The organism is Mesorhizobium sp. M6A.T.Ce.TU.002.03.1.1, assembly GCF_003997275.1.
Classification (GTDB): Bacteria; Pseudomonadota; Alphaproteobacteria; order Rhizobiales; family Rhizobiaceae; genus Mesorhizobium; species Mesorhizobium mediterraneum.
Window position 1 is genome coordinate 57,115 of the sequence record NZ_RZTI01000012.1, and the last position, 26,253, is coordinate 83,367.

Below are 26,253 nucleotides of genomic sequence, written 5' to 3' on the forward strand. Positions count from 1 at the left end.
TGCCGAAAAAAATAGGCGCATCCTGTGGACGGCGGGTTAATGATTGGCCCGGAAAAATGTTGCGATAACGGCGCCGGAATCACAGTTCTGTTAACCTTATATTTAAAGTTTTACGTATCGCGCCGAATGCATGTTTTCTTTACCCCGGTGTGTCATTACGATACGACAGGTCCATTTTCAGCCTCTTGCGTGGGACACGACAAGCAGAATCAATAAGTCCCGCGGCAGCTTGTACAGGGTAGCGAAGGCATGGCGAAGAAAACAACGACGACAAGAACGCTCGATAGCGACGTAGCCAGGGAACTCGAAAAAGCGCTTGATATCGACCTGAGCGGGGATGCCGGCGGCGACCTCGACATCGCGGCGTCGATGGAAGACCTGGAAGCGCAGATATCGCAGGCTGCCGACGAGTTGGCACGCGAAGGCCGTAACCAGAATGCCGAGCCTGTCGCCAACCAAGGCCAGAATGCCGAGCCTTTAGCCAACCAGAGCCAGAAGGCGGAGCCTGCCGCCAACCAGGACCAGAAAGCCCAAGACCAGAAAGCAAAGCCCGCGGCAAAGGCCAAGCTGGCTGAACTGCGCCCTGTGGAAACGCGCAATAGCCAGCAGCCGGCCGGTTTCACACCAGCCAATGACCCTCTTCAAAAAGATTACAAAACGCTGCTGCACACCCTCAATCGGCGTGCCTCGAACACGATCTACTGGGTCGTTGCGCTCGTTTCGCTCGCCTGGATCGCGGGCGCCGGTGCGCTGGCCAATCTGCTGTTTGGACCTGGCATCTGGCAAATCCGCACGCCCGACCAGTTTTTCGCCCGTCCTGAACTGATCGGCCTGGCGGTCGCTGCGATCCTACCCGTCCTCCTGTTCTGGGCGTTTGCAGCCATGATTCGCCGCGCCCAGGAAATGCGCATTGCCGCTCAGTCGATGACGGAAGTGGCCTTCCGCCTGACCGAGCCGGAAAATATCGCCCAGGATCGTGTCATGATGATCGGGCAGGCCGTTCGCCGCGAGGTGGCGGCCATGGGTGAAGGCATCGAGCGCACGCTTGCGCGAGCCGTCGAACTCGAAACCCTGGTCCACAGCGAAGTCAACCAGATCGAACGCTCCTACTCGGAGAATGAATCCCGCATCCGTTCGCTTGTCGACGGGCTGGGCAGCGAGCGCGAAGCGGTGGTCACCCACGCCGAACGCGTGCGCGCCTCGATCACCGGCGCGCATGAGACGCTGAAGGACGAAATCGGGGCTGCCAGCGACATCATTCGCGACAGCATTCTCAACGCCTCGACCAACCTGTCGATGACCATCACCAATTCCGGCGACACGCTGATCGACAGGATCAACCAGAGCTCGATGTCGATCTTCGATTCGGTGGAAGGCCGGCTCGAATCGATCACGGACCGGCTGTCGACCTCCGGCGAAGCCTTCGCCAGCCTTCTCGATACACGCATCGCCAAGCTGACGGACACGACCGACGGCCTCACCCGGTCGCTGACCGATCTGCTCGACGATCGGACCTCCGGCATGGTGTCGCTGCTCGGCGGCGCCGCGCGCACGCTCAACTCCGAATTTGAAGCCAGCCTTAACGGCATTGAGCGGACGCTGGCCGAACGCGGCCAGACGCTGATTAGTGAGTTCCAGACCCGCGCCGAAGCGCTGGACACCGGCACCCAGAAGCTCAACGCCGCGCTCGAGGCCCGTGCACGCCAGATCAACGAGACCCTGGTCGAGCGCGCGCGCGAAATCGCCCACACCTTCCAGGAAAGCAAGGAGACGCTGTCGGCGATGATCGATCAGGGCAAGACCCAGATCGGCGCCGACATGGCCGATATCGTTTCGTCGACCTCGTCCATGCTTGAAGCACGCGCCGGCGATTTCGCCGGGCGCATGGAAGCGGCTCGTCATGTGGTGTCACGCTCCTTCGATGCCGATATCCAGCGGCTTGCCGATGCCCGCGTCGGCATCGAGGAAGCCGTCGAGAACCACAGCCGCAAGCTTTCCGAAAGCCGCGAACGCATGGCGGCGGCAATGCAGGCCGATCTGGCGAAATTCGCCGAAAGCCGCGCCGGCATCGACGCGGCTGTCACCGATCAGGTGCAGAAGCTTGCCGAAGGTCGCAGCCTGATCTCGCGCGCGCTCGAAGAGGATCTGCGCAAGGTCAACGAGTCGCGGGCCACCATCGATGCTTCGCTCGGCAGCCATCTCGAAAGCCTCGAAGAGGGCCGTAACAGGCTTTCACAGGCCTTGAACGAAGACTCCGGAAAACTTGTGCAAGCCCGCACGATCATTGATGAAATGGTTGCCGGCCATGTTGGCAAGCTGGCCGAAGGCCGCAGCATTCTTTCACGCGCTCTCGAGGCCGATCTCGGCAAGCTGGCCGACAGCCGCGCCAGCATCGACGGCCTGGTCGCCGGTCAGGTCGAGAAGATCGCCGAAGGTCGCGCCATCCTCGCCAAGGCGCTGGAAAGCGACATCGTCGGCATCAAGGGTCTCATCGAGAACCATTCCGCCAAACTGGCGGAAGACCGCACCGAGCTTTCGCGTTCGCTTGAAAACGACCTGTCCGGCATCAGGGGCCTGATCGAGCAACATTCGGGCAGGCTCGCCGACGATCGCAGCCTGCTTTCGCAGACGCTCGAGGCTGACCTCGCCAAATTGGCGGACAGCCGGTCGAGCATCGACGGGCTGGTCGCCGGCCAGGTCGAGAAGCTGGCCGAAGGCCGCGACATCCTCAAGCGCGCGCTTGAATCCGATCTCAACACGATCAAAGACGTCATATCGAGCCAGTCGGAAAAGCTGGCGGAAGACCGTGGTCAGCTCTCAAGCGCGTTGGAAATCGACCTGCAGAGCGTGAATGGCCTTATCTCCGATCACATGAACAGGCTCGCAGAGGACCGTTCGACCCTGTCGAAGGCGCTCGAAGACGACCTCGCGAAACTGGCCGAAAGCCGGTCGAGCATCGATGGTCTGGTTACCGGCCAGGTCGAGAAGTTGGCCGAAGGCCGCGACATACTCAAGCGCGCGCTGGAAGCCGATCTCAACACGATCAAGGACGTCATATCAGGTCAGTCCGAAAAGCTGGCGGAAGACCGCTCGACCCTGTCCAAGGCGCTCGAAGACGATCTCGCCAAGCTGGCGGAAAGCCGGTCGAGCATCGACGGGCTGGTTGCCGGCCAGGTCGAGAAGCTAGCCGAAGGTCGCGACATCCTCAGACGTGCGCTGGAAGCCGATCTCAACACGATCAAGGACGTCATATCAAGTCAGTCCGAAAAGCTGGCGGAAAACCGCTCGACCCTGTCCAAGGCGCTCGAAGACGATCTCGCGAAGCTAGCGGAAAGCCGGTCGAGCATCGACGGGTTGGTTGCCGGCCAGGTCGAGAAGCTATCCGAGGGCCGCGACATCCTTAGACGTGCGCTGGAAGCAGACCTCAATACGATCAAGGGTGTCGTCGCCGATCAGTCCCAGCAACTGACCGACAATCGTGCACAGTTTACGCGGGCCCTGGAGGCCGATCTCGGCAGCGTCAACGGTCTTGTAAACAGCCATGCCGAGAAGCTGATCGAGGACCGCTCGATCCTCTCCAAGGCGCTCGAAGACGATCTCGCCAAGCTGGCGGAAAGCCGGTCGAGCATCGACGGGCTGGTTGCCGGCCAGGTCGAGAAACTGGCCGAAGGCCGCGACATCCTCAGACGTGCGCTGGAAGCAGACCTGCAGAAAATTGCAGCGAGCCGCAGCGACGTAGACGACATCATCGCCGGCCATGTCGGAAAGCTGGCCGAAGGCCGCGACGCGCTGACCCGTGCGCTGGAGGACGATCTCTCCAAGCTCGCCGACACCCGCAAGGATGTCGACCGTTCGCTGTCCGGCCATATCGACCAGATCGCCGCCAGGAGCACCGATATTTCCGCGGCAATCGCCGCCGACGTCGAAAAAATCGAGCAGGCGTTCAGCCGGCAGACCGGCATCATCGAGGAGCGCGCCGGAACCATGGAGCGTGCGTTGTCGACCGGTGTCGACAACGTCCGCAACGTGCTCGAAAAGAGCGCCGTCTTCGTTGCGGGAGCGCTGCGTGAAAAGGTCATGGAAGTCACCAGCGCGCTGCATGAGCAGGCGGGTGCTGCGTTCAGCGACGCCGATCGCAAGATCGCCGAACGTGCCGAGCAGACCTCGGCGGCCTTGCTCGCCAGGGCGGAGGATATCGCCCGCACCTTCGAGGAGGCGGATCGCCGCCTCGCCGCACGTGCCGAGGATACGTCGAGCGCGCTCATTGCCCGCGCCGAAGACACATCGAGCACCATCATGGCCCGTGTCGACGATACATCGAACTCCTTGCTGGCGCGCGCCCAGGAAACGGCCGATCAGCTGGCAGCCCGTGCCAGCGAGATCGCCGGCACATTCGATGCGGCGGACCAGAAGCTCGTGGCCCGCGCGGTCGAAACGGCGCAGTCGTTGGCCGCGCGCGCCGGCGACATCTTGCGCAATTTCGAAGGCGCCGACGAACGGCTCGGCGTGCGCATCGGCGAATCGGCCGAGGCGCTCGCGGCGCGGGCATCCGACCTTGGCCGCATTTTCGATGCCGCCGACCAGCAGCTGATGTCGCGTATTGCCGAAGGTTCGGAAGCGCTGTCGGCCCGCGCATCCGAGATCGGCCGTATCTTCGACGAGGCGGATCACCGTCTGGTGTCCCGCATCGCCGACAGCTCGTCGACGATCGGAGAGCATACCGAGAACATCGTCGGGGCATTTGCCAACACCGAGCAGCGGGTTGCCGAACGTGCGAGGCTGACCGGTCAGGAACTTGCCGTCCACGCCCGCGAAATCGAGCAGGCGCTGGCCGGCGCCGACGAGCGCCTGGCATCCAGCGCAGCAGCGGCGGCGGCTCGTGTCGAGGAGCAGGTTGCCGGCGTCGAAAACCGTCTCGTCTACACCACCGAGACGATAGGCCAGAAGCTCAACGAGCAGGTTTCGACTGCCGAGGCGCAACTCATTTCGCGCGCCAACGCGATTGCCGAAACCTTCACCGCGGTCGGCCAGCATATCGGCCAGAGCACCAACGACGCCGCGAAGACCATCGGCACCAACACCCGCGAGCTCAACACCATGCTTGCGGCACGTTCGGCCGAGATCTCGAAAATCCTCGACGAAACGGCACGGCCGCTGGTCGAGCGTTTCGCCCAGGGCGGCTCGGAGCTGCAAAAGAGCATGGAAGAGGTTACCGAGCGCGCGACCGAGAAGTTGCGCAGCGAAAACGCCGCCTTGGTCGACGCGCTCGCCAGCCGCACCGCCGAAACATTGTCGGCCGTCGAAGGCGCACGCTCGACGCTCGCCGACAGTGTCGCCGATCTCATCGGCCGTATGAGCACCTCGAGCTCGCAGCTCGGTCAGTTGATCGAGCAGGCGGCGGCCAATCTCGGCCAGGTCGACGAACGCCTGACCGGCAGCACGCAAAGCTTTGCGGCGACAACGGAAAAAGCCGCGCAGACCTTCGCTAGCTCGGCGCGCCTGGTCGATTCGAACACGACGCGGCTTACCGAATTGTCGTCTTCCACCTTGCGCGAGGTCGCCTCGATTGCCACCAAGTTCGACGAGCACAGCCGTCTGCTGTCCAGTGCTTCGGACCTGTTGAGTTCGGCCCAGAGCAACCTCGAACACACGCTCGAGAGACAGTCGTCGCTGGAGGACCTCGCCGTCGGCCTGGTCAAGAAGTCGGAGGATCTCGAAAAGGTCATGCGCTCGTTCGAGACGCTGGTCGGCCAGACGTTGCAGAACGCCGAAGGCAAGACGCTGGAGTCGGCGGACAAGATCCGTGCCGCCATTTCCGACGTCGTCGATTCGGCAACGAAGCGCTTTGCCGACGCGACCGAGGAGATGCGGCGCACCGCCGGCTCGATCAAGAGCGAGCTCGACCTCACCCGCGCCGAGCTTAAGAAAGGCGTCATCGAGATGCCGGAAGAGGCAAAGGAATCGACCACGGCCATCCGCCGCGCCGTTTCCGAGCAGATCAACGCGCTGAAGGAACTCTCGGATATCGTTGCGAAATCGGGCCGCAGCACCGACACCTCGGAGCCGCGCAACCTGCGTCCGGCACCGCAAGCGCCTGCCGCGCGCGCCGCTGAACCGCAGCGCCGTCCTCCGGCCCCGCAACCGGAACCTCGTGCCCCGCAGGCGCCATCGGGTGACACCGCACTGCGCGGCACGCTCGACCTGGAACGCCCGGCTGAGACGGCGCAGCGCCAGCGCGACCCCAATGGCCGTACGCCGCAAGGCGGCTGGGTGCGCGATCTCTTAACTGGGGCGTCGCGCGAAGAGGCCGCCAAGCCCGCGCCGTCGGAAGCGCCACGCTCGGCCCCTGCCCAGCGCTCGCCGCTTCATGTCGTGGAGTCACTCAACTCGCTTTCCGTCGACATCGCCCGCGCCATCGATCACGATGCCTCGATCGAGTTGTGGAACCGCTACCGGCGCGGCGAGCGTGACGTGTTCACGCGGCGTCTCTACACGCTGAAGGGCCAGCAGACTTTCGATGAGATCCGCCGCAAATATCAGATGGAGGCGGAGTTCCGTGCCGCCGTCGACCGTTACTGCGATGATTTCGAAAAGCTGCTCAAGGACGTGTCGCGCAACGACCGCGACAACATGATGGCGCAGACCTACCTGACGTCGGACACCGGCAAGGTTTACACGATGCTGGCGCATGCAAGCGGCCGCCTGCATTGATCAGGCGATAAACGAAACAAGAAAGGCGGGAGATGTTCCCGCCTTTTTTATGCAGTGCCGACGTCCTCGGGATGATGCTCTATTGATTGATCTCCGGCTCGACGAGCCTTGCCAGGTTTCGCAGCGACTCCTGCCAACCGAGATAACAAGCCTCAGCTGGAATGACGTCCGGAACACCTGCCTGCGTGATATCCAGCTCCGTGCCGACCGATACTTTCTTCAAGATCACTGTCACCTGCATCTCACCGGGCAAGTTAGGATCGTCGAACTTGTCCGTATAGCGCAGGCGTTCGCCAGGAACGAGCTCGACATATTCACCGCCAAACGCGTGGCTTTTGTCGGTTGTGAAGTTGCGGAACGACATTTTGAATGTGCCGCCGACTTTGGGTTCCAGATGATAGACCGTGCAGGTAAAGCCGTTGGGCGGTAGCCATTTCGCAAGCGCGTCCGCCTCAAGGAATGCGCGATAGACTTTTTCTGGGCTGGTTGCCAGAACGCGGTGCAGGCGTACGGTACTGAGCATATCATCTATCCCTATGGTTGGAGTGTCGATCCATGCCAAGGACGAACGCGGCTTGACCGATCCGACAACAAGTTAGGATTTTTTGGAACCGGGGCCGCAGACCTTCATGTTGGCGACTGCTATCGGACCCGTTGCAGACATGAGACCGCGATCACGTTTGAGGCCAACGCTTCTTCGGTGTTTGTGCGGCCAAGGCAATGGTTTCCTCGCCACGTTCGCGAATATCGATCACATGACGGGCGGAAAACGGTAACTCAATCCCACTCCAAAGCTCATCATTCTGAGCAACTGCATACGGATCGTTATTGAGGACCCCCAAGTAGGCTCCGTCGATCCGCTCGCGCACCAGCACCCACATGCGCTCTACGGCGACGGGTTCATTCTCATCATCGACCGAAATTCGAAAGATCAGTTTCGCGTGATCTCCCGGTTGCAATCCTTCTCGTTCATGCGAATCGGGTATCCAGAATGTGTCCGGCGACGCCTGACGATATTCCTCGCCATCATCCAGGCACCACCCGTCCAATTGGAAATCCGGTTCACGCATTGCTCTATCTTAGCGGCCACATGGATGTCGGGAAACCACCCGAAACCGACTGTCGTCGACTACCGAGTTTTCGCACGGTGGTCGCAATCAAAGGAACCTGTTGACCATCATGCCGCCGCCAAGTAGCTGCGCCCGGCGTCCCTGGCTGTGTCAGATCACCGAATCGGTCCAGCGAACGATGTCCTTGGCGGCGTCGCCGAACGCAGCGTCGAGCGCGCCGACATAGGCCTGATTGCCGCTGCCCGAGACGGGCGCGCTCGCGGTAAAGCTCTTTGAGGCGCGTACCTCGCCATTGCGGTCGTTCAGTATCCGCACGAACAGGTCGACCTCGGCATGCTCGCCGCCGTCGACCCGGACTTCGAAGGCACGGACCTCGACGATCACCTGGTAGTCGATCGCCAGCCCCTCGCCCGGCTTGCCGACACCGGCGAAGCTGCCCGAGCGCTGGAATGTCTCGGCCAACCGCGCCTGCACGATCAGCGGCAGCCGATCGGCCCATTGCGCGCCCTTGAGGTACTGGATCGAACGCACGGTCGGCTTGATGACGATGTTCTGGCTGTCCAGCGCCTTGAGCGCGGAAGGCTGGGCGATGAGAATCTGGCGGCGGCTGTGGCCGCGCGCATCGAGCGGCGGTGCCGACAGTTCGAATGTGTCCAGGGGCGCCGGCCCGCCGCCCGGCAAAAACGCGCAACTGGCTAGCGAAAGCGTAAGCAGTGCCACTCCCGCTTTGAGCCCGCCCGATTTGACCCCGCCCAATTTAAGCACGACCGACTTCACACGCGATCCCCGTTGTCCCCGAATCGTATGAGCAATCCACATCCGTAGCGCACTTGCCTGCTGTTCTTGGGGCGGGCGAAAGCCGAAGTCAACGCCGCACCCTGCCGTCGAATTGCCGGACCTCGCCTTCGCCGCCTGACAGGATCCGCTGCGGGTTGCGGCTGAGATCCGTCACCGCCTCTTCGATGCGGGTGATCGAACGGCGGCTGTCCTGGACCAGCGCTTCGACATTCTGCAGGCCCTGACCTGAGAATCGCGCCAGATTGTCGGTGATGGTGCCGAGGCGGGCGTTCAGCGTGTCGGCGACCTGCTTGAACGATCTCAGCGTATTCCTGGCATCGGCTATCATCCCGTCGGCCTGGCCCGAGCCGAGCAATGTATCGACTTTGGCGAGGATGCCGTCGACGCGCACCGAAGCGTCGTTGAGGCGCTCCGCGAGCTGCTGCGCGTCCTTGATCGTCTGGTCGATATCGTCGGCGCGGTTGGCGAATTTGTTGGTCACCTTGGCGATGTCGGCGGCAGCCTCGTTGGCGTTTTCGCTGGCCTTCTGAATGTTGGCCAGCGCGGTGCGAACCTGTGCCGGATCAATGCCGTCGAGAACGCCGTCGACCTTGGCCAGCGTGCCTTGCGTTCTTTGGGCGAAATCGTTGATCGATCCCACCGCGGTGTCGACATTCCTGACGACCCTGTCGAACTGCTTCGAGGTTTCCTTCAGATTCGTGGTCACCGTATCGACATTGGCGACGATGCTCTTGATCTGGTCCTTGTCGACGGCGTTGAGCAGCCCTTCCGCCGCCTTCAACGTGCCGTCGAGCTTGCCTGAGACCCCTCTCAACTCGTCCGACAGCGAACTAACGCTGGCGAGGAATTTGTCGATGCCGTCGGAATTCTTGGCCAGCGCATCGGAGAAGGTCTGCACGTTGTTGACCGTCTGCGTCAGCGGCCCGCGAACGTCCTTGGTAAAGCCTTCGAGCTGGGTGAGAACCGTATCGGCGCGGGTGAAGATGTTCTGCGCCGTCTGCAACAGGTTGGTGACCGCCGACGGATTGGCGACGATCTCGGCGACCTTGCCCTCCGCTTCCGCCTGGTCGAGAAGCTTCGCTTCCTTGGGGTCGGCGCCCTTGAGTTCGATATTGGCCTGGCCGGTGAGGCCGGCAAGGCCGATATCGGCCTGAGTCGATTTGGTGATCGGCGTCATGCGGTCTATTTCGGTGTCGGCGATGGCGGCGGTCGGATTGTCGACGTCGATATAGACGCGCCTGACATCCCCAACCCTGACGCCGTTGAACAGCACGAAACTGCCGCGACCGAGGCCGGAAGCCGATCCCGGAATGCGCACCCGCAGCATCGCCGTCTCACCCCTGTCGCCAATCGCGGCCGTCCAATAGACGAACGCGAATGCCGCCAGGATCGCGGCTAGCGTGAAAATGCCGACAATGACGTAGTTGGCTCTGGTTTCCATTTACCCACTTATGGCTATGCGCGCGCCGCAAGATCAAGTTGCCGCGCACGTTTTCCGCGGAAATAGGATTTCACCCAGGGTTCCTCGCTTCTGAGCATGTCGTCGATCGTGCCTTCGACCAGCACTTTCTTGTTGCCGAGCACGGCCACCCGGTCACAAGCGGTGAACAGCGTGTCGAGATCGTGCGTGACCATGTATACGGTCAGATCCATAGTATCGCGCAGCTTGACGACCAGTTCGTCGAACTCAGCCGCGCTGATCGGATCGAGGCCGGATGTCGGTTCGTCGAGGAACACGATGTCGGGGTCGAGCGCCAGCGCGCGCGCCAGCGCCGCACGCTTGATCATGCCGCCGGAAAGCTCGGACGGGAATTTCTGCGCCGCATCCGGCGGCAACCCGACCAGTTCGACCTTGAGCATCGCCAGCTCGTCCATCAGCTTTCTGGGCAGATCGAGATATTCGCGCATCGGCACCTGCACGTTCTCAAGAACCGTGAGCGCCGAAAACAGCGCGCCGTGCTGAAAGAGGACGCCAAGGCGCATGTCGATGCGAAGACGCTCCCTCTCGCTCGCCTTTTCGACATCGACGCCGAACAGCTTGATCGTTCCCGACTGTTTGTGCACCAGGCCAAGGATGGTGCGCAGGAGAACCGACTTGCCGGCGCCGGAGGCGCCGACAAAGCCGAGGATCTCGCCGCGCCTGATATCGAGCGACAATCTGTCGAGAATGACCTTGTCGCCGAAGGATACGGTGATGTCGTGCGCGGAAAGCACGATCTCATCTTCGCTGGCCCCTTCCGCAACCCCAGTCGCCTTTGTGCTGCCTTGCGTCGCCATGTCAGAACTCGATCGCCGCGTAGAACATGGCGAAAAGCCCATCGAGGATGATGACCACGAAGATCGACTTCACCACCGAAGCGGTCACGTGCTGTCCCAGCGATTCGGCGCTGCCGCCAACCTTCATGCCTTCGACCGACGCGATCGTGCCGATGATCATGGCCATGAACGGCGCCTTGATCAGCCCGGCAAAGATGGTGCTGAGATCGATAGCGACGCGCAACCGGTCGATGAACGCGGCCGGTGCGATGTCGGAATAGAGCCACGCCGCCGCAATGCCGCCGCCAAGTGCGGCGAAATTGGCGATGATCGTCAGGCAAGGCAGCGCGATCACCAGCGCGACCAGCCGCGGAAACACCAGCACCCCGATCGGATTGAGCCCGATGACCTTCAGCGCGTCGACCTCCTCGCGCATTTTCATCGAGCCGATTTCAGCCGTGATGGCGCTGCCCGAACGGCCGGCGATCATGATCGCGGTCATCAGCACGCCGAGTTCGCGCAGGATCAGCACGCCGACCAGATCGACGACGAAGATATCGGCGCCGAAATAGCTGAGCTGGTAGGCGCCTTGCTGGGCGACGATCGCGCCGACGATGGCCGACATCAGCACGACCACCGGGATGGCGCCGACGCCCATGCGATCGATCTGGTTGAAGATCGCCGCCGGATTGACCGCATGGCCGCGGCCGAGCTTCATCTGCGAGCCGCGTATAGTGGCGCCCAATATGTTCATCGAGGACAGGAAATCGTCGCGCATTTCATAGACGCGCCGGCCAACCGCCTCGAGCGCGCGAATGATGATGTTGGGCGGCTTTGCGCCGCCGGAATCGGGCTCGCGCCGAACTGCGTCGCCAACGGCGCCGAGCAGGATCGAGGCGATCTCGCTTTGCCCTTCCAGCCTGATCTCGACGCCTTTCTTTTCGAACGCGCTGACCAGGCGGTCGATCAGCCAGGCCCCGGCGGTATCCATCTTCTCGATATGCGAAAGGTCGAGCGCTAGCGTCTGGAAACCGCTGCGCTTCTCGATCTTGCGCATCTCGGCGTCGACCAGCGTCACGGTGCGCGTCGTCCAGTTTCCGGAGAAGGCGCAGCCCAGAACGCCGCCCTCCTCACCGACCGCGACGCGCGGCTGATGGTCGGCCTCCCTGGCGGTCTTGCCGCTTGCGAAGCGTTTGCGGATGGTCAACATGGCGTCCTGTTTAGCCTGACGGGCCAATCTGTTTAACCTGACGGAACCCACCTGTCGATTTGCCGACAAGCTCGTTGTCGCACAGCCGGAGCAGAAAAATATGGCGCGTGTCATTTCGGTCGAGTCCGAGCGCTTTCCCATCGCCGGAACCTTCACCATTTCGCGCGGCTCGAAGACCGAGGCCGAGGTGATCGCTTGCACTATCAGCCAAGCCGAGCATAGCGGGCGGGGCGAATGCGTCCCCTACAGGCGCTACGGCGAGACCATGGACGGTGTTCGCGATGCAATCGAGGCGATGCGAGAGCAGATTGAAGACGGCATCAGCCGGGCCGCGCTGCTCGACGCCATGCCGGCAGGTGCGGCGCGCAACGCCATCGACTGCGCGCTGTGGGACCTGGAGGCGAAGATCACAGGCAAGCCGGTCGCCTCCAGCATCTGCGCGGCTCCGCCGAGGGCGATCGAGACGGCCTACACGCTGTCGCTCGGCGAGCCCGAAGCGATGGCGGCGCAGGCCCGCGCCAATGCCGCGCGGCCGCTGCTCAAGGTCAAGATCGGCGGCGACAACGATATGGCCCGCATCCGCGCGGTAAGAGAGGCAGCACCGGCGAGCCGTATCATACTGGACGCCAATGAGGGCTGGACGGACGACAATGTCATTGCAAACCTGGCCTTTGCCGCCGAGCACGGCATCGCGCTGATCGAACAGCCGCTGCCTGCGGGCCGTGACGGCATCCTTCGCCACATCGCGCATCCGGTGCCGATCTGCGCCGATGAAAGCGTGCATGAGGCAGAGGGCCTTGCCTCGCTTGTCGGCCTCTACGACGCCGTCAACATCAAGCTCGACAAGTCTGGCGGCTTGACCGCAGCCCTCGTCCTTCGCGACCGCGCCCGTGAACTGGGTTTTGGCGTCATGGTCGGCTGCATGGTCGGCACGTCGCTTGCCATGGCGCCGGCCGTGCTGTTGGCGCAGGATGCCGATTTCGTCGATCTCGACGGTCCGCTGCTGCTTGCCCGCGACCGTGTTCCCGGTCTCGTCTACCAAGGTTCGCTGGTGTCACCGCCCGATACGGCGCTGTGGGGCTGAACGCGCTGCAAATCCGATCAGCGCCAAGCCGATCAGAGCGATCGGGATCATGGCAAAAAACCCATCCACGCCGAAGCGGTCATAGAGAGGGCCGGACATGAGCGTCACCACGGCCGTGAAAAAGCCGTTGGAGAAATAGGCGATGCCTTGAGCGGCCCCGGTGCGTTCCTCCGCGACCGTCTCGCCGATCATTTTTTGCAAGCCGATCAGGACCAGCGCCACGGAAACCGCGTGCAGCGTCTGGACTGCGAAAAATCCGGCAACCCCAAGGCCGAGCGGCCAGACCAAGGGGAAGGCAATCCAGCGCACGATCGCGCCTATTCCGGCCATCACCATGATCGACACGACCGAGAAGGAGCCGAAAACCCGGGTGAAGATCATGAACATGCCGATCTCGGCCACCACACCCCAACCCCAAAGCAGCCCGACAACCTGATCGCCGATGCCGATCGATTTCCAGTAGATCGACACGAAGCCGTAGAGAAATGCGTGGCTGGCGGTGATGACGCCGACGCCGATGGAGAAATACAGGAAATAGGCGTTGAGGAGTTTTGGTGCCGATTGCTGAATGTCGGTCGCCGAAAGCGGCGAAGCACGGCGGGGGGGGCCGAGCCGCGGCGCGATCAGTCCGACGACAAGTGCAGCGCCAAACGCCACGAAAATGATCATCGGAACAGCCTGGGCGCCGGTCCGCGACAGGATGAAACCGCCCGCAAGATTTGCGCACAGATAGGAGATCGATCCCCATTTGCGCATGCTTGCGTAGTTGGAGCCGAAGCGGCGCACCCCCGACAGCGCCAGCGAATCGGCGATCGGCGAATGCGGCGTCCAGACGACAGCGAGCGCCAGCGAGACGGCGAGCACGATGGCGTAGGTCGGCGTCAGGAAATAACCCGCGGACAGCGCCAGCGATGCGGCCATCAGCGCGACATAGACGTGGGCGCGGTCGCTCGCCCTGTCTGCCAGTGCCGTCAGCAATGGCGTCGTCACCACACGCAGGAACATTGGTGCTGCGAGAATGACCGCTATCTGCTCGGCATCAAAACCTTCCGCCTGCAGCCACAGCGGGAAATATGGCAAATGCGTCCCCAGCGGCACGAAAAGCGTGAAGAAAATCAGGCCCATGCGCAGTTCGAAATGACGCGGCTTGACGAGCTGTTCAGGTGAAAGCGGCGGCAGGGAGGACATCAGCGGGCAATCCGTCGGCGCTCCGTTGGGCTGAGTCGGCCTGCAGCGCACGCAATCTCATAACATGCTGAAAAAGTCGGCGGAACCGCGTGGACTAATCGATTAGAGGGAGTTGAGGTCGGGTTGGTCAGGCCGCCTGGACCGCCCTGCCCTTGATGTCGATCGGCACCAGCAGCTCGCTGCCGACCGGCGCCTCCGGCAGGACGTGCGCCCAGTGCAGGATCTCCATCTGGCCGTCGAAATGTTCGACCACCGCGGTGCAGCTCTCCACCCAGTCGCCGGTGTTGATATACTGCACATCCTCGTAGTTTTCGATCGCGGCGTGGTGGATGTGACCGCAGATCACGCCGTCGACATGCGAACGGCGCGCTTCCTCGGTCAGCATGGTCTGGAACGATCCGATGAAATTCACCGCCTTTTTGACGTTGACCTTGGCCCAGGACGAAAACGACCAGTAAGGCAGGCCAAGCAGTTGGCGAAGCCGCGTCACCACGCGGTTGACGAGCATGGCCCCGTCATAGGCGTAGTCGCCGAGATAGGCGAGCCAGCGCGCATTGTGGACGACGGTATCGAACTGGTCGCCATGGATGACAAGAAAACGTTTGCCGTCGGCGGTCTCGTGGGTGGCGCGATCGGCGACGACGATGCCGCCGAAATGCACGCCCTGGAACTGGCGCGCGAACTCGTCGTGATTGCCGGCGATGTAGGTGATGGTGGCGCCCTTGCGTGCCTTGCGCAGCAATTTCTGGACGACGTCATTGTGGCTCTGTGGCCAGTGCCAGCTCCGTCTCAGCCGCCAGCCGTCGACGATATCGCCGACGAGATAGATGATATCGGCGTCGTGATGGCGCAGGAAATCGATCAGGAACTCGGCCTTAGCAGCCTTCGATCCGAGATGGACGTCGGAGATGAACATGCTGCGGAAAGTGCGGGGCTCTGCGCCAGGCATGGGATTCTCACCGTTGCTTTCGCGTTGGCTATGCCCCGATTCATGCAACAACCGTATGACGGTTGCGATTGGTCCAGCCAAAGGGCTAGTTTGCCGCGCAAATCAGAGGAGAAATCGCCATGGATCTCGGTATACGCGGAAAAAAGGCCATCGTCTGTGCTTCGGGCAAGGGCCTTGGGCGGGGCTGCGCCATGGCGCTGGCCGAGGCCGGCTGTGATCTGGTCATCAATGGGCGCAACGCCGACCAACTGGCAAAGACCGCCGCCGAACTGCGCGAAAGATTTGGCGTCAAGGTGACCGAGATCGTCGGCGACGTGTCGAAGCGCGAGGTGCAGAAGGCGCTGCTTGCCGCCTGCCCCGATCCCGATATCCTCGTCAACAACAATGGCGGACCGCCGTTTCGCGATTTCCGCGAGCTCGACCGCGAAAAGATTCTCGAAGGCGTCACCCAGAATATGGTGACCCCGGTCGAACTGGTTCAGGCTGTGATCGACGGCATGGCCGAGCGCGGCTTCGGCCGCATCGTCAACATCACCTCGCTGTCGGTCTATGTTCCCATTCCGGGCCTCGATCTGTCGTCCGGCGCACGCGCCGGCCTGACGTCGTTCCTTGCCGGCGTGGCGCGGACGGTGATCGACCGCAATGTGACGATCAACAACATGCTGCCGGGCAAGATCGACACCGACCGGCTGCGCCCCCCGCACGAAGCCGGCACTCCCGAAGATCCGGCTGCCGCCGCCGCGCGCAAGACCGAGGCAGCAGCCAACGTTCCGGCCAAGCGGCTCGGCACGCCAGAGGAATTCGGCCAGATCTGCGCCTTCCTGTGCTCGGTCCATGCCGGCTACCTGACCGGGCAGAACATACCGGTCGACGGCGGCGCCTATGTCAGCGCGTTCTGATCGCGCGGCGCAAGGAGCGGCCAGTATGACACTGTTGGTGCAGCTGCTGCTCCCGCAGGACACATGAACGACCCTTCATGGTTCATCCCTCCGGGCGACCGAGAAACCGCTTCACAGCGTCGAGGAACACGCCCCGTCCTGCGGCCTCGCGGTCGAGATGGACGAAGTGCGTGGCGTCCGGGATGTCCAGACGTTCCGCTTTTGGTGCTTCGTCTACGATTGTCTTCGCATCCTCCGGCCGGCTCTAGAAATCCCGTCCGGAGCGGATGACGAGCACTGGCATGGTGAGTGCCGCGGCAGACCATTGCCGGCGATCGAATGCCAGTTCGAAGCTGTCGGCCATGGCGCCGCTCGGTGACCGGAAACTCGGCGGCTGGCGCGTCGACGCCGTCTCGTCGGAGGCGAGTGCCGCATCACCATAGGCCGCCGTCACCGCGGGATCGCGCCACTGAGCCTTGTCCGCGACCGGGATGCTGTCGTCCCAGGCGTTGAATAGGGTCGCACGTGTATTCAGCCGATAACCGCCGAACGATTGGATACTAAACGTCCCAGGCCGGTCGGGATTTTCAAGCGGCGAGCCGGTACCAAGGGTGGGATGCCGGTCTGAGCCTCCATACAGGGTGTTGTAGAGGACGAGCCGATCAACCGTCTGCGGAAACCGGCTGGCATAAGCGCCGGCCCAATGCCCGCCGGTGGCCCAGCCGACGAGGCTGACCCTTGAAACGTCGCTCCATTTGGCGATGGCGTCGACCGTTGCGGAAATATCCGCCACGACGTCTTCGGTGCGGATCAGAGGAGCGGACTGGTCGGGCGGCCTGTTCATGGCCGCAGGGCGGCTCGATGCGCCGTAGCCGCGAATATCCAGGACATAGACAAGATGCCCGTCAGCCGCGAGGTCGGCGGCAAGCGATCCGCCCGCAACGGGCAGATCGAAGGACGCAACGCCGGGCACGCGTGCGCCATGGATGAGGAGGACGGCGGAGTTGGCTTCGGACGCTGCGCCAGGACGGCGCACCTCCCGGACGAAGAGGCGCTCGCCCGTCCGAAGTTCGACGAACCTGTCGACCCGGACGAGATCCGGCACTCCTGCCGATGCTGGAGCGGCGGCCATCATGGCTGCTGTGAGCACGAGGGGGAGGACGGTAAAGTGGGACATCATGATATCTCCGGTCGCAATTGCGTTCCGGAAAGACTGTCAGCTATTCGATATCCTATCGATGACGTGTTCAATGATTTTTGATATCATCAAGATATGGAACTTCGGCATTTGCGACATTTCCTCGCTGTTGCGGAGGAATTGCATATGGGGCGTGCAGCCCTGCGGCTGGCCATGGCGCAGCCTCCGCTTAGTCAATCGATCGGGCGTCTGGAGAAGGAGCTCGGCGTCAAGCTGTTCGAGCGAGCCAACCGCCGCCTAACCCTGACGCGCGCAGGCTCGGCCTTCGTAGACGAGGCTCGGGCATCCGTGCGGCACGCCGATTCGGCGCTTCACATCGCCCGCGCAGCGCATGACGGCGAAGCTGGCGAGATCAGGGTCGGCTTCGTTTCGGCGGCTCTCTACGAGCATCTGCCGCATCTCCTGTCTCGGCTTCGCGAGAAATATCCGGACATCCGTCCAAAGCTCATCGAGGCGTCCACCAATGAGCAGATTGCGGCGTTGTCGCGCAGTGAGATCGACGTCGGTTTCGTGCATCCACCGCTCGGGACCGACGAACGTCTCGACGTCCATGACTATCCTGCTGAAGATCTCGTCGCCGTTCTGCCAGATGACCGGCAGACACACGGGGTGACGCTGGCGGACATTGCCCACCATGGGCTCATCATGTTTCCGGCTGCACAAGGCCCGGCGCTCCATGCCCGCATCATGGACACGTTCACCAAGGCTGGCCTCGACGTGCGGATCGTCCAGGAGGCAACGCGGGCACTAACCATGCTCTCGCTCGTGTCCGCCGGCTTGGGCGCGGCCCTGCTGCCACGATCGACACAGCGCCTTATGTTTCGGGGCGTCCGCTATGCACCGATCACCGGCGTATCGCTGCCAGCGTGGCCACTTGCCGTGATTGCGAAACGGCGGCCACGGCCGACCATTGTCGATAGCGTCTGGAGACTTCTTGATGGTCGTCCAGACGCGACTTGACCGGACCACCCGGCCGCGCGAGGCGCTCGATGACAGCCGCGCCGGCCGCGACACGGCAGGTGAGAATTTCATTGCAACAATCTGACATAGATGAGTTTTTGATGATTCTTCCGCCTAATTGGCGGTTGCGTCATTTGGCATCGTGAAAAACCAACGCTGCATGCTAAAAGGGCGTCAAGGTAGGATCGCAGGGAGGCCCGTATGGAAGGCGAAAGCAAAAAAGCAGCCCGGTCGGACCTCGACGAAGCCGCCCTCTATTTTCACAAGCATCCAAGGCCTGGAAAGCTTGAAATCCAGGCAACCAAGCCGCTCGGCAACCAGCGCGACCTGGCGCTTGCCTATTCGCCCGGCGTCGCGGCGCCCTGTTTGGAAATCCGCGACAATCCAGCAACCGCCGCTGACTACACGGCGCGAGCCAATCTGGTCGGCGTCGTCTCCAATGGTTCGGCCGTGCTCGGTCTTGGCAATATCGGCCCGCTCGCCTCCAAGCCGGTGATGGAAGGCAAGGCGGTGCTGTTCAAGAAGTTCGCCGGCATCGACGTCTTCGACATCGAGATCGACGCGCCTGACATCGAGCGCATGGTCGAGACGATCTCGGCGCTGGAGCCGACCTTCGGCGGCATCAACCTCGAGGACATAAAGGCGCCCGAATGCTTCGAGGTCGAGGAACGGCTGAAGGCCCGCATGGCCATACCGGTCTTCCATGACGACCAGCACGGCACCGCGATCATCGTCGCCGCCGCCGTGCTCAACGGGCTGGAGTTCGCCGGCAAGACGATCTCAGACATCAAGATCGTCACCTCCGGCGCCGGAGCTGCGGCCCTTGCCTGCCTCAACTTGCTGGTTTTGCTCGGCGCGCGCGTCGAAAACATCTGGGTCACCGACCGTTTCGGCGTCGCCTACAAGGGCCGCGTCGACGAGATGGACCGCTGGAAAGACCCCTACGTGAAAGATACCGAGGCGCGCACGCTGGCCGATGTGCTGCCCGGCGCCGACGTGTTCCTGGGTCTTTCGGCCGCCGGCGTGCTGAAACCGGAATTGCTCCAGAACATGGCGCCAAAGCCGCTGATCCTGGCCCTGGCCAACCCCAATCCCGAGATCATGCCGGAAGTAGCACGAGCTGCACGGCCCGATGCGATGATCTGCACCGGCCGTTCGGATTTCCCCAATCAAGTCAACAACGTACTCTGCTTTCCTTATATATTCCGTGGCGCGCTGGACTGCGGCGCCAGCGCCATCAACGAAGAGATGAAGATGGCCGCGGTGCGGGCGATCGCAGCCCTTGCCCGCGAAGAGCCATCCGATGTCGCCGCCCGCGCCTATTCCGGCGAAACGCCGATCTTCGGGCCCGATTTCCTGATCCCCTCGCCCTTCGACCCCAGGCTGATCCTGCGCATCGCGCCGGCGGTGGCCAAGGCCGCCTGCGACACCGGCGTCGCAACACGGCCGATCACCGATATGACGGTCTATATCGACACGCTGAACCGCTTCGTCTTCCGCTCCGGCCTGGTCATGAAGCCGGTGTTCACGATGGCCAAGACATCGAACGCCAAGCGCGTCATCTATGCCGACGGCGAGGACGAGCGCGTGCTGCGCGCCGCGCAAGTAGTGCTGGAAGAAGGCATAGCCGAGCCAATCCTGATCGGCCGACCGCATGTCATCGAGGTCAGGCTGAAACGCTACGGGCTGCGCATCAAGCCGGGCGTCGACTTCGGCCTGATCAATCCGGAGGACGATCCCCGTTATCGCCACTATGTCGATCTTTTGATCGAGCTCGCCGGCCGGCGCGGCGTGACGACGGAAGCCGCGCGCACCATGGTGCGCACCGACAACACGGTGATCGCAGCACTTGCCCTCAAGCGTGGCGACGCCGACGCCATGGTCTGCGGCCTGGAAGGACGTTTCGAGCGGCATTTGCGCAATGTCACCCTGATCATTGGCCCGCGCGCCGGTATCAGGGATCACGACCTGTCGACGCTTTCCATGCTGATCTCGCAGCGCGGCATCATTTTCCTCACCGACACCCATGTCACCGTCGATCCGACGGCCGAGGAGATCGCCGAGATGACGGTGCTGGCGGCCGAAGAAATCCAGCGCTTCGGCATCGAGCCCAAGGCCGCCCTGCTGTCGCATTCGGATTTTGGCTCGCGCGATTCGCCAAGCGCGCTCAAGATGCGGCAAGCGGCGGCGATCCTGGCGCGTATCGCGCCAGACCTGCAATGCGACGGCGAGATGCATGCCGACTCGGCTCTGTCGGAGGAGCTGCGCCAGCGCGTCTATCCGCATTCGCGGCTGAAGGGCGAGGCCAATCTGCTGGTGTTCCCCAATCTCGATTCGGCGAACATCACGCTCACCGCGCTGCGCACGATGATGGACGCGCTGCATGTCGGGCCGATCCTGCTCGGCACCGACAAACCGGCGCATATTTTGACGCCGTCGGTGACGTCACGCGGCGTCGTCAACATGACGGCGCTCGCCGTGGTCGAAGCAGCTCACAAGGCGCAGGCGGTCGTAAATCTGGGCTAGAGCGGGCTTTCACGGTAAGCTGAACAAACAGTTAACCACAAACGCGGTAGCTTTCTCGACGGTCGGGTAAACGGAGCTCAGACGAATGACGCGCGGAGGGTGGAAGCTGACGCATGCCGCCGTACTGCTCGGTGCCCTGGCGTTATCAAGCTTTGCCGTCACGGAGCCGCAGGCCGCCTCCCGTGTTTGCCGCCAGTTGGAGACCGATCTCGCGGCCGCTGCGCGTGGCGGCGGTGGCAAGCCGGCTCTGCTCAGGAAATACGATGACGCGATCATGCGGCAGCGCGAGCAGATTTCAAAGGCAAGCCGCCAGTTCGACAGCGCCGGCTGCGGCTTTTCGCTGGTCGGCCGCAATCGCAACGCATGCGCTGCACTCGAGGCCACGCTCGACCGCATGAACGCCAATCTCGATGCCCTGCAGGTCAAGCGCGCGCAGCTCGCCGGCGGCGGCTCGCGACGTGATCGAGCGCGCATACTGGCCTCGCTCGACGCCAATGGATGCCGCGACAGCGCCGTGCCTTCGAGGCGTGCCCCTGTCCTCGAAGCGAACCGTGAAAACGGCAAAGGAAATCTGCTCGATCGGCTTTTGGGCGACGCCAGAAGTCAGCCCGATGCGCTGGATGAGCCGAGCGATCCCGATGAACAACGCGGTATCCGCGCCATGATCAATCGGCCAGACGGCATGGACCTGCCACGTCTTGGCGGCGAATTCCGCACAATGTGCGTGCGCACCTGCGACGGCTATTTCTTCCCGATGTCGAACGCCGCCTCGCTGGGCGATTTCGAGCGCGACCAGAAGAATTGTGATTCGAGCTGCCCCGGCACCGAGATGCAGGTGTTCTATACGCGCGGCATTGGTGACGATTCGGCTGACATGACGTCTTCGATAACCGGCAGGCCCTACAGCGAACTGCCGACCGCCTATCTCTACAAGCAGCCCGAAACATCGCGCCAGCCGGCCTGCGGCTGCAACGCCGGACGGAATTTCGAGATCGTCGCCGGCAATCCGCCAAGCCCGGAGCAGTCCGAGGCCGACGTGGAGACCACGCCGTTCGTTCCGGTACCGGTCGCCAAACCCGATCCAGGCGCCGACCCCGAGACTTTGGCCAATGTCGAAGGCGGGCTCGATCGCGAAGCCATCAAGCGTCTCGCCGTAAAGCCCTTGCCGACGACCTTGCTGCCGCCGGAGCAGCGCAAGGTCAGGGCCGTCGGGCCAGCGTTCCTTCCCGACCCAGCAGCGGCAACAGGTCTGCAAGCTCCGGCCCCGAAGGCTGTCCAGTAAGCGCCAGCCTGAGCGGCATGAACAGCGCCTTGCCCTTGCGGCCGGTCGCTTCCCTGATCCTGCCCGTCCACTCCTTCCAGACCGACCCGTTCCAGGGATCTTCCGGCAAAAGATCGAACGCCTGGCGAAGGAAATCGCGGTCGATATCGGAAAAGTCCGGCTGCTCCTGCGGGCCGTCGCGAAGTGTGCGCCACCAGATCGCTGCATCGGCCAACCTGTCGAGATTGCCGCGCACCGCCAGCCAGAAGGGCTCGGCCTGTTCGCCGGAGATGCCGAGCACGATCAGTCGGTCGCGCGCCTCGGAAAACGGCATATGGTGCAGCAGTGTGCGATTGAGCACGAAGAGCTCGTCCGGATCGAACTTGGCGGCAGATTTCGACGTCGCGGCCGGATCGAAGCGCCGGGCAAGCTCGGCCATGTCAGGCACCGCCACGACATTTTCCGAGGTGCCGACAAGCACGGCCAGCGAGGCGACGGCCATCGGCTCGATGCCGGTCTCGCGCAGGCTCTCGATCGAGAGCGCGCCGCTCCGCTTCGACAGGCCCTCGCCCGATGCGGTGGTCAAGAGATTATGGTGGCCGAACACCGGCGGCTCGGCACCCAGCGCCTGGAACAGCGCGATCTGCACGCCGGTATTGGTGACGTGGTCGTCGCCGCGGATGACATGGCTGATGCCCATCTCAATATCGTCGACCACCGAAGGCAAAGTGTAGAGATAGGTGCCGTCCTCGCGCAGCAGAACCGGATCGGAAAGCGAGGCAAGATCGACGGTTTCCTCGCCGCGCACCAGATCGTTCCAGTGGATTTCGGTGCGCTCCGGCGCTAAGGGATCACTGCTGAAATTGGGCAGGAGAAAGCGCCAGTGCGGCCGGCGGCCATCTGCCTGGTATTCGGCGACCTGCTCAGGTGTCAGCGTCAGCGCCTCCCGACCATAGACCGGCGGCAGGCCGCGCGTGCGGCGCACCTTTCGCCTGAGATCGAGCTCTTCCGGGGTTTCGTAGCAGGCATAGAGAAGGCGCGCCGCCTTCAATTTCTCCACCATCGCATCGTAGATCTCGAAGCGCCGTGACTGGTATTCCGTGGCGTCAGGAAAGATGCCCAGCCAATGCAGGTCGTAGAGAATGGCGTCGGAGAATTCTTGCGTCGAGCGCGCGACGTCGGTGTCGTCGAAACGCTGGATGAAGCGGCCCTTGTTGTTCATGGCGAACAGCCAGTTGAACAGCGCGGTGCGCGCATTGCCGATATGAATGCGGCCGGTCGGTGATGGGGCGAAACGGACGGTAACTGTCATGGGCTGGGCGTACCGGATGGTTTTCGTATTGACAAGACACGCCCCCGCGCTCAGCGGCAGACATAGAACATGACGAAGGCGATGAAAAGGCGGCAGCGCCGCGTGTCCATTAAGACACGCGGCGCTGTAACCCGTCAGATCGCCAGCCCTTTGGTCAATTCGAGCGCCTGGCGCTCGAACAGCCGGCGGTAGATGCCGCCTTGCAGCCGGATCAGTTGGTCATGCGAACCCTCTTCGACGATGCGGCCGCGATCGAACACCAGAAGCCTGTCCAGCGCCCGCACCGTTGAAAGCCGGTGCGCGATGACCAGCGTCGTACGGCCGACCATCAAGCGCTCCATCGCCTGTTGGATCAGCACCTCCGATTCCGAATCGAGGCTCGACGTCGCCTCGTCCAGGATGAGGATCCGCGCATCGGCGAGGAAAGCCCGCGCGATCGCCACGCGCTGGCGCTCGCCACCCGACAGTTTCACGCCGCGCTCGCCGACCAGCGTGCCGTAGCCCTTCGGCAGATCGACGATGAAGTCGTGCGCGCTGGCCAGCCGCGCCGCATGCTCGATCTCGGCTTGCGTGGCGCTCGGCCGGGCATAGGCGATGTTTTCGGCCAGCGACCGGTGGAACAGAATCGGCTCCTGTTGGACGATGGCGATCTGCCCGCGCAGCGACGCCTGCGCCACCCCGGAAATATCCTGGCCGTCGATCAGGATCGTTCCCGCATTCACGTCGTAAAGGCGCTGGATCAGCTTGACGAAGGTCGTCTTGCCCGAGCCCGAATGGCCGACCAGCCCGACGCGTTCGCCCGGCGCGATATCCACCGAAAAGTCGCGATAGAGCGGCAGGCGGTGGCTGCCATAGTGGAAGGTGACATCGTCGAAGCTGATGCGGCCGTCGGTGATGCGGATCGGCTTGGCGCCGGGCACATCCTCGATCCCGAGCGGCTCGGACTGGAAGTCGACCAGTTCCTCCATGTCGTTGATCGAGCGCTGCAAATTGCGGATATGCGTGCCGATGTCGCGCAAATAGCCTTGCAGCACGAAAAACGAGGTCAGTACGAAGGTAACATCGCCGGCGCTCGCCTGCCCCCACGCCCACAAAAGCAGCGAAAATCCGATCACCGCGGTTCTCAGAAGCAGCAGCATCGCCCCTTGCGTGGTGCCGTTGACGGTGCCGCGCACCCAGGTGCGGCGCGTGCGGGCGCGCCATCTGGCGACGACCTTGGCAAGGCGCGTTTCCTCGCGTTCCTCGGCGCCAAAACCCTTGACCACGGCGTTGCAGCTCACCGCGTCGGCCAGCGAGCCGCCCAGGCGCGTGTCCCATGCGTTGGCAAGCCTTGCCGCAGGCGCGACATAGCCAAGCGACAGCAGCGCCGTCACCGCGATGAACAGCACCGAGCCTGCAGCGACTACGGCACCCATCAGCGGCCAGAACCAGCCGAGCAGCAGCGTCGAGCCGACAAGCATGACGACGGACGGCAGCAGCGCGATCAGGATCGTGTCGTTGAGCAGATCGAGCGCCCACATGCCGCGCGTTATCTTGCGCACGGTCGACCCGGCGAAGCTGTTGGCATGCCAGTCGGTGGAGAAGCGCTGGACGCGGTGGAAGGCGTCGGCGGCGATATCCGCCATCATCTTCAGGGTCAGCTCCACGATGGCCATGAAGGCGAGGTTGCGCAGCACGACACCGGTGAGCGCCAGCGCCACCAGCATGGAAAACGCCGCCATCGCCGCATTCCACGCGACATCGTCGGCCGCAGCGCTGCTGGCAACGGCGTCGACCAGCCGGCCCGAATAGAGCGGCGTCAGCACGTCGGCCAAGGTCGACAGCAGGAACGTGCCCATGATGAGCGTAAGCCGCCACGGCTGGCGCCGCCAATGGCTAAGCGTGAAGCCAAGGACGCTGCGAAAGGCGCCCGCGCGCAAATCTATCTGAAAACGAGCCATGATGTCATTCGGGCGCAAGCGAACCCGGTCCCGGTAAGGTCGAAAATTGAAAAAACCCGCGTTGGGCGAATTAGCGCCCGGGAATGCGGAGGTTCGGCATATTTGGCGGCTCGCCCGAAGACGGGCGGCGACCGGCATCGACGAACGCCTGATGTCAGATGGGCTTGGGCGTGAAGGTGAAAACCTTCCGGCGCGCCTTCTGAGACCTAGGCTTCGCGGCCTCGCATAACGATGTCAAATCCTGCCATTCGGTCCTCCCGTTAGAGCGACATGCGTCCATTCGGACGCACAAAGTACGCTCTAACTTTGAATCTGCGCATCGTGCTTTCCGAAAATCGATGCCGATTTTCGGGCCGATGCGTAGGAATCGCGGAAAGGCGTTTATAGAGATGCCTCACCGCCACGCCAAGCCAGCGAGCGACCGAAAGCGCATCTGGTCCAACCAGTGAGACGTTTTTGCAACAATCGCGGGTTGTGCAATTTCCTCGTTCAGGCGGTCGAAATGCGGTCGAGACGCATATAGCGGCCATCGGTGGACGGCCTGAAACCAAGCTTCTCGTAGACCGCATGGGCATCATTCGTCGACAGGCTCCAATGGGTGACTGTCTTGCAATCCGGATGATCGATAAGCGCCTGGACAAGCCGCGTGCCGATGCCTCGCCCGCGATATTCCGGCCAGATGATGATATCGGCCAGATAGGCAAACACCGTGCGGTCGGTGATCGCCCGGCCAAAGCCGATCTGCTTACCGTCGGCATAAGCACCAACGCAAAGCGAGTTGGCAAAGGCGCGGCGGTGAAGTTCGTCGCTGCGCCCGCTGCCCCAATAGCTTGCCATCAGCAGGTCGGAGGTCGCCCGGAAGTCAATCCGCGACACGTCGAAGCTGATTTCACAATCAGGCATGGCTATCCC

At 62.8% G+C, this 26,253-nt stretch carries 18 protein-coding genes; 6 read left to right on the plus strand and 12 right to left on the minus strand.

Annotated elements, in window-relative coordinates:
* Positions 1–249: 249 nt before the first annotated feature.
* Positions 250–6,711 (plus strand): kinesin, encoded by a 6,462-nt coding sequence (locus tag EOC93_RS06215; RefSeq protein WP_127204139.1) that lies wholly within the window; start codon positions 250–252, stop codon positions 6,709–6,711.
* A 79-nt stretch (positions 6,712–6,790) separates the two neighbouring features.
* On the opposite strand, the gene EOC93_RS06220 is transcribed toward EOC93_RS06215, so the two are convergent.
* From EOC93_RS06220 to EOC93_RS06245, 6 genes are all read right to left on the minus strand, one after another.
* Entirely contained in the window at positions 6,791–7,234 is a 444-nt protein-coding gene (locus EOC93_RS06220; RefSeq protein WP_127204140.1) for an SRPBCC family protein, read from the minus strand.
* A gap of 151 nt (positions 7,235–7,385) precedes the next feature.
* Positions 7,386–7,781, minus strand: coding sequence for a DUF2314 domain-containing protein (locus tag EOC93_RS06225; RefSeq protein ID WP_126106419.1), 396 nt, complete (start codon positions 7,779–7,781; stop codon positions 7,386–7,388).
* A 150-nt stretch (positions 7,782–7,931) separates the two neighbouring features.
* Positions 7,932–8,600: an ABC-type transport auxiliary lipoprotein family protein gene (locus EOC93_RS06230; RefSeq protein WP_206532214.1), complete on the minus strand. Its 669-nt coding sequence runs from the start codon at positions 8,598–8,600 to the stop codon at positions 7,932–7,934.
* Positions 8,601–8,646: 46 nt separating this feature from the next.
* Positions 8,647–10,020, minus strand: a complete 1,374-nt coding sequence (locus EOC93_RS06235; RefSeq protein ID WP_126106417.1) for an MlaD family protein — start codon at positions 10,018–10,020, stop codon at positions 8,647–8,649.
* Positions 10,021–10,034: 14 nt separating this feature from the next.
* Positions 10,035–10,856, minus strand: a complete 822-nt coding sequence (locus EOC93_RS06240; protein ID WP_126106416.1) for an ABC transporter ATP-binding protein — start codon at positions 10,854–10,856, stop codon at positions 10,035–10,037.
* A 1-nt stretch (position 10,857) separates the two neighbouring features.
* Positions 10,858–12,045, minus strand: coding sequence for an ABC transporter permease (locus EOC93_RS06245; protein ID WP_127204142.1), 1,188 nt, complete (start codon positions 12,043–12,045; stop codon positions 10,858–10,860).
* A 100-nt stretch (positions 12,046–12,145) separates the two neighbouring features.
* Between EOC93_RS06245 and dgcA the strand changes: the two genes are divergently transcribed.
* Entirely contained in the window at positions 12,146–13,129 is a 984-nt protein-coding gene (gene dgcA / locus EOC93_RS06250) for an N-acetyl-D-Glu racemase DgcA (protein ID WP_127204143.1), read from the plus strand.
* Here the strand turns inward: dgcA and EOC93_RS06255 are convergent.
* Complete coding sequence (locus tag EOC93_RS06255) at positions 13,100–14,317, minus strand: MFS transporter (protein ID WP_127204144.1); 1,218 nt, start codon at positions 14,315–14,317, stop codon at positions 13,100–13,102. The genes dgcA and EOC93_RS06255 overlap by 30 nt on opposite strands.
* 127 nt (positions 14,318–14,444) lie before the next feature.
* Positions 14,445–15,266 (minus strand): UDP-2,3-diacylglucosamine diphosphatase, encoded by an 822-nt coding sequence (locus EOC93_RS06260; protein WP_127204145.1) that lies wholly within the window; start codon positions 15,264–15,266, stop codon positions 14,445–14,447.
* A gap of 119 nt (positions 15,267–15,385) precedes the next feature.
* On the opposite strand from EOC93_RS06260, the gene EOC93_RS06265 reads away from it, so the two are divergent.
* Positions 15,386–16,165 carry an SDR family oxidoreductase gene (locus tag EOC93_RS06265; RefSeq protein WP_127204146.1) on the plus strand — a complete coding sequence of 260 codons (780 nt, stop codon included), beginning with the start codon at positions 15,386–15,388 and terminating at the stop codon, positions 16,163–16,165.
* Between the two features lie 244 nt (positions 16,166–16,409).
* Here the strand turns inward: EOC93_RS06265 and EOC93_RS06270 are convergent, their stop codons facing one another.
* Positions 16,410–17,324 (minus strand): alpha/beta fold hydrolase, encoded by a 915-nt coding sequence (locus EOC93_RS06270; protein ID WP_245461380.1) that lies wholly within the window; start codon positions 17,322–17,324, stop codon positions 16,410–16,412.
* Positions 17,325–17,468: 144 nt separating this feature from the next.
* On the opposite strand from EOC93_RS06270, the gene EOC93_RS06275 reads away from it, so the two are divergent.
* The 3 genes from EOC93_RS06275 to EOC93_RS06285 all read left to right on the plus strand — a co-directional run bounded on the left by EOC93_RS06275 (position 17,469) and on the right by EOC93_RS06285 (position 22,110).
* A complete protein-coding gene (locus EOC93_RS06275) occupies positions 17,469–18,302 on the plus strand; it encodes a LysR family transcriptional regulator (protein WP_245461381.1) in 834 nt (277 codons plus the stop codon).
* Positions 18,303–18,503: 201 nt separating this feature from the next.
* Complete coding sequence (locus EOC93_RS06280; RefSeq protein ID WP_127204148.1) at positions 18,504–20,828, plus strand: NADP-dependent malic enzyme; 2,325 nt, start codon at positions 18,504–18,506, stop codon at positions 20,826–20,828.
* An 85-nt stretch (positions 20,829–20,913) separates the two neighbouring features.
* Entirely contained in the window at positions 20,914–22,110 is a 1,197-nt protein-coding gene (locus tag EOC93_RS06285) for a DUF2865 domain-containing protein (protein WP_127204149.1), read from the plus strand.
* Here EOC93_RS06285 and gltX read toward each other — a convergent pair.
* The 3 genes from gltX to EOC93_RS06300 all read right to left on the minus strand — a co-directional run bounded on the left by gltX (position 22,028) and on the right by EOC93_RS06300 (position 26,244).
* Positions 22,028–23,401 carry a glutamate--tRNA ligase gene (gene gltX, locus EOC93_RS06290; protein ID WP_127204150.1) on the minus strand — a complete coding sequence of 458 codons (1,374 nt, stop codon included), beginning with the start codon at positions 23,399–23,401 and terminating at the stop codon, positions 22,028–22,030. The genes EOC93_RS06285 and gltX overlap by 83 nt on opposite strands.
* Before the next feature lie 134 nt (positions 23,402–23,535).
* Positions 23,536–25,341 (minus strand): ABC transporter ATP-binding protein, encoded by a 1,806-nt coding sequence (locus EOC93_RS06295; RefSeq protein WP_127204151.1) that lies wholly within the window; start codon positions 25,339–25,341, stop codon positions 23,536–23,538.
* A gap of 489 nt (positions 25,342–25,830) precedes the next feature.
* Positions 25,831–26,244 carry a GNAT family N-acetyltransferase gene (locus tag EOC93_RS06300; protein ID WP_127204152.1) on the minus strand — a complete coding sequence of 138 codons (414 nt, stop codon included), beginning with the start codon at positions 26,242–26,244 and terminating at the stop codon, positions 25,831–25,833.
* Between the last annotated feature and the right edge of the window lie 9 nt (positions 26,245–26,253).

Bases quoted from the DNA above. Each gene is read 5' to 3' on its own strand.
- EOC93_RS06270 (WP_245461380.1), bottom strand. From the start codon at position 17,324: ATGATGTCCCACTTTACCGTCCTCCCCCTCGTGCTCACAGCAGCCATG.
- dgcA (WP_127204143.1), top strand. From the start codon at position 12,146: ATGGCGCGTGTCATTTCGGTCGAGTCCGAGCGCTTTCCCATCGCCGGA.
- EOC93_RS06215 (WP_127204139.1), top strand. From the start codon at position 250: ATGGCGAAGAAAACAACGACGACAAGAACGCTCGATAGCGACGTAGCC.
- EOC93_RS06260 (WP_127204145.1), bottom strand. From the start codon at position 15,266: ATGCCTGGCGCAGAGCCCCGCACTTTCCGCAGCATGTTCATCTCCGAC.
- EOC93_RS06230 (WP_206532214.1), bottom strand. From the start codon at position 8,600: ATGTGGATTGCTCATACGATTCGGGGACAACGGGGATCGCGTGTGAAG.
- EOC93_RS06245 (WP_127204142.1), bottom strand. From the start codon at position 12,045: ATGTTGACCATCCGCAAACGCTTCGCAAGCGGCAAGACCGCCAGGGAG.
- EOC93_RS06265 (WP_127204146.1), top strand. From the start codon at position 15,386: ATGGATCTCGGTATACGCGGAAAAAAGGCCATCGTCTGTGCTTCGGGC.
- EOC93_RS06285 (WP_127204149.1), top strand. From the start codon at position 20,914: ATGACGCGCGGAGGGTGGAAGCTGACGCATGCCGCCGTACTGCTCGGT.
- EOC93_RS06235 (WP_126106417.1), bottom strand. From the start codon at position 10,020: ATGGAAACCAGAGCCAACTACGTCATTGTCGGCATTTTCACGCTAGCC.
- EOC93_RS06300 (WP_127204152.1), bottom strand. From the start codon at position 26,244: ATGCCTGATTGTGAAATCAGCTTCGACGTGTCGCGGATTGACTTCCGG.
- EOC93_RS06295 (WP_127204151.1), bottom strand. From the start codon at position 25,341: ATGGCTCGTTTTCAGATAGATTTGCGCGCGGGCGCCTTTCGCAGCGTC.
- gltX (WP_127204150.1), bottom strand. From the start codon at position 23,401: ATGACAGTTACCGTCCGTTTCGCCCCATCACCGACCGGCCGCATTCAT.
- EOC93_RS06255 (WP_127204144.1), bottom strand. From the start codon at position 14,317: ATGTCCTCCCTGCCGCCGCTTTCACCTGAACAGCTCGTCAAGCCGCGT.
- EOC93_RS06275 (WP_245461381.1), top strand. From the start codon at position 17,469: ATGGGGCGTGCAGCCCTGCGGCTGGCCATGGCGCAGCCTCCGCTTAGT.
- EOC93_RS06225 (WP_126106419.1), bottom strand. From the start codon at position 7,781: ATGCGTGAACCGGATTTCCAATTGGACGGGTGGTGCCTGGATGATGGC.
- EOC93_RS06220 (WP_127204140.1), bottom strand. From the start codon at position 7,234: ATGCTCAGTACCGTACGCCTGCACCGCGTTCTGGCAACCAGCCCAGAA.
- EOC93_RS06280 (WP_127204148.1), top strand. From the start codon at position 18,504: ATGGAAGGCGAAAGCAAAAAAGCAGCCCGGTCGGACCTCGACGAAGCC.
- EOC93_RS06240 (WP_126106416.1), bottom strand. From the start codon at position 10,856: ATGGCGACGCAAGGCAGCACAAAGGCGACTGGGGTTGCGGAAGGGGCC.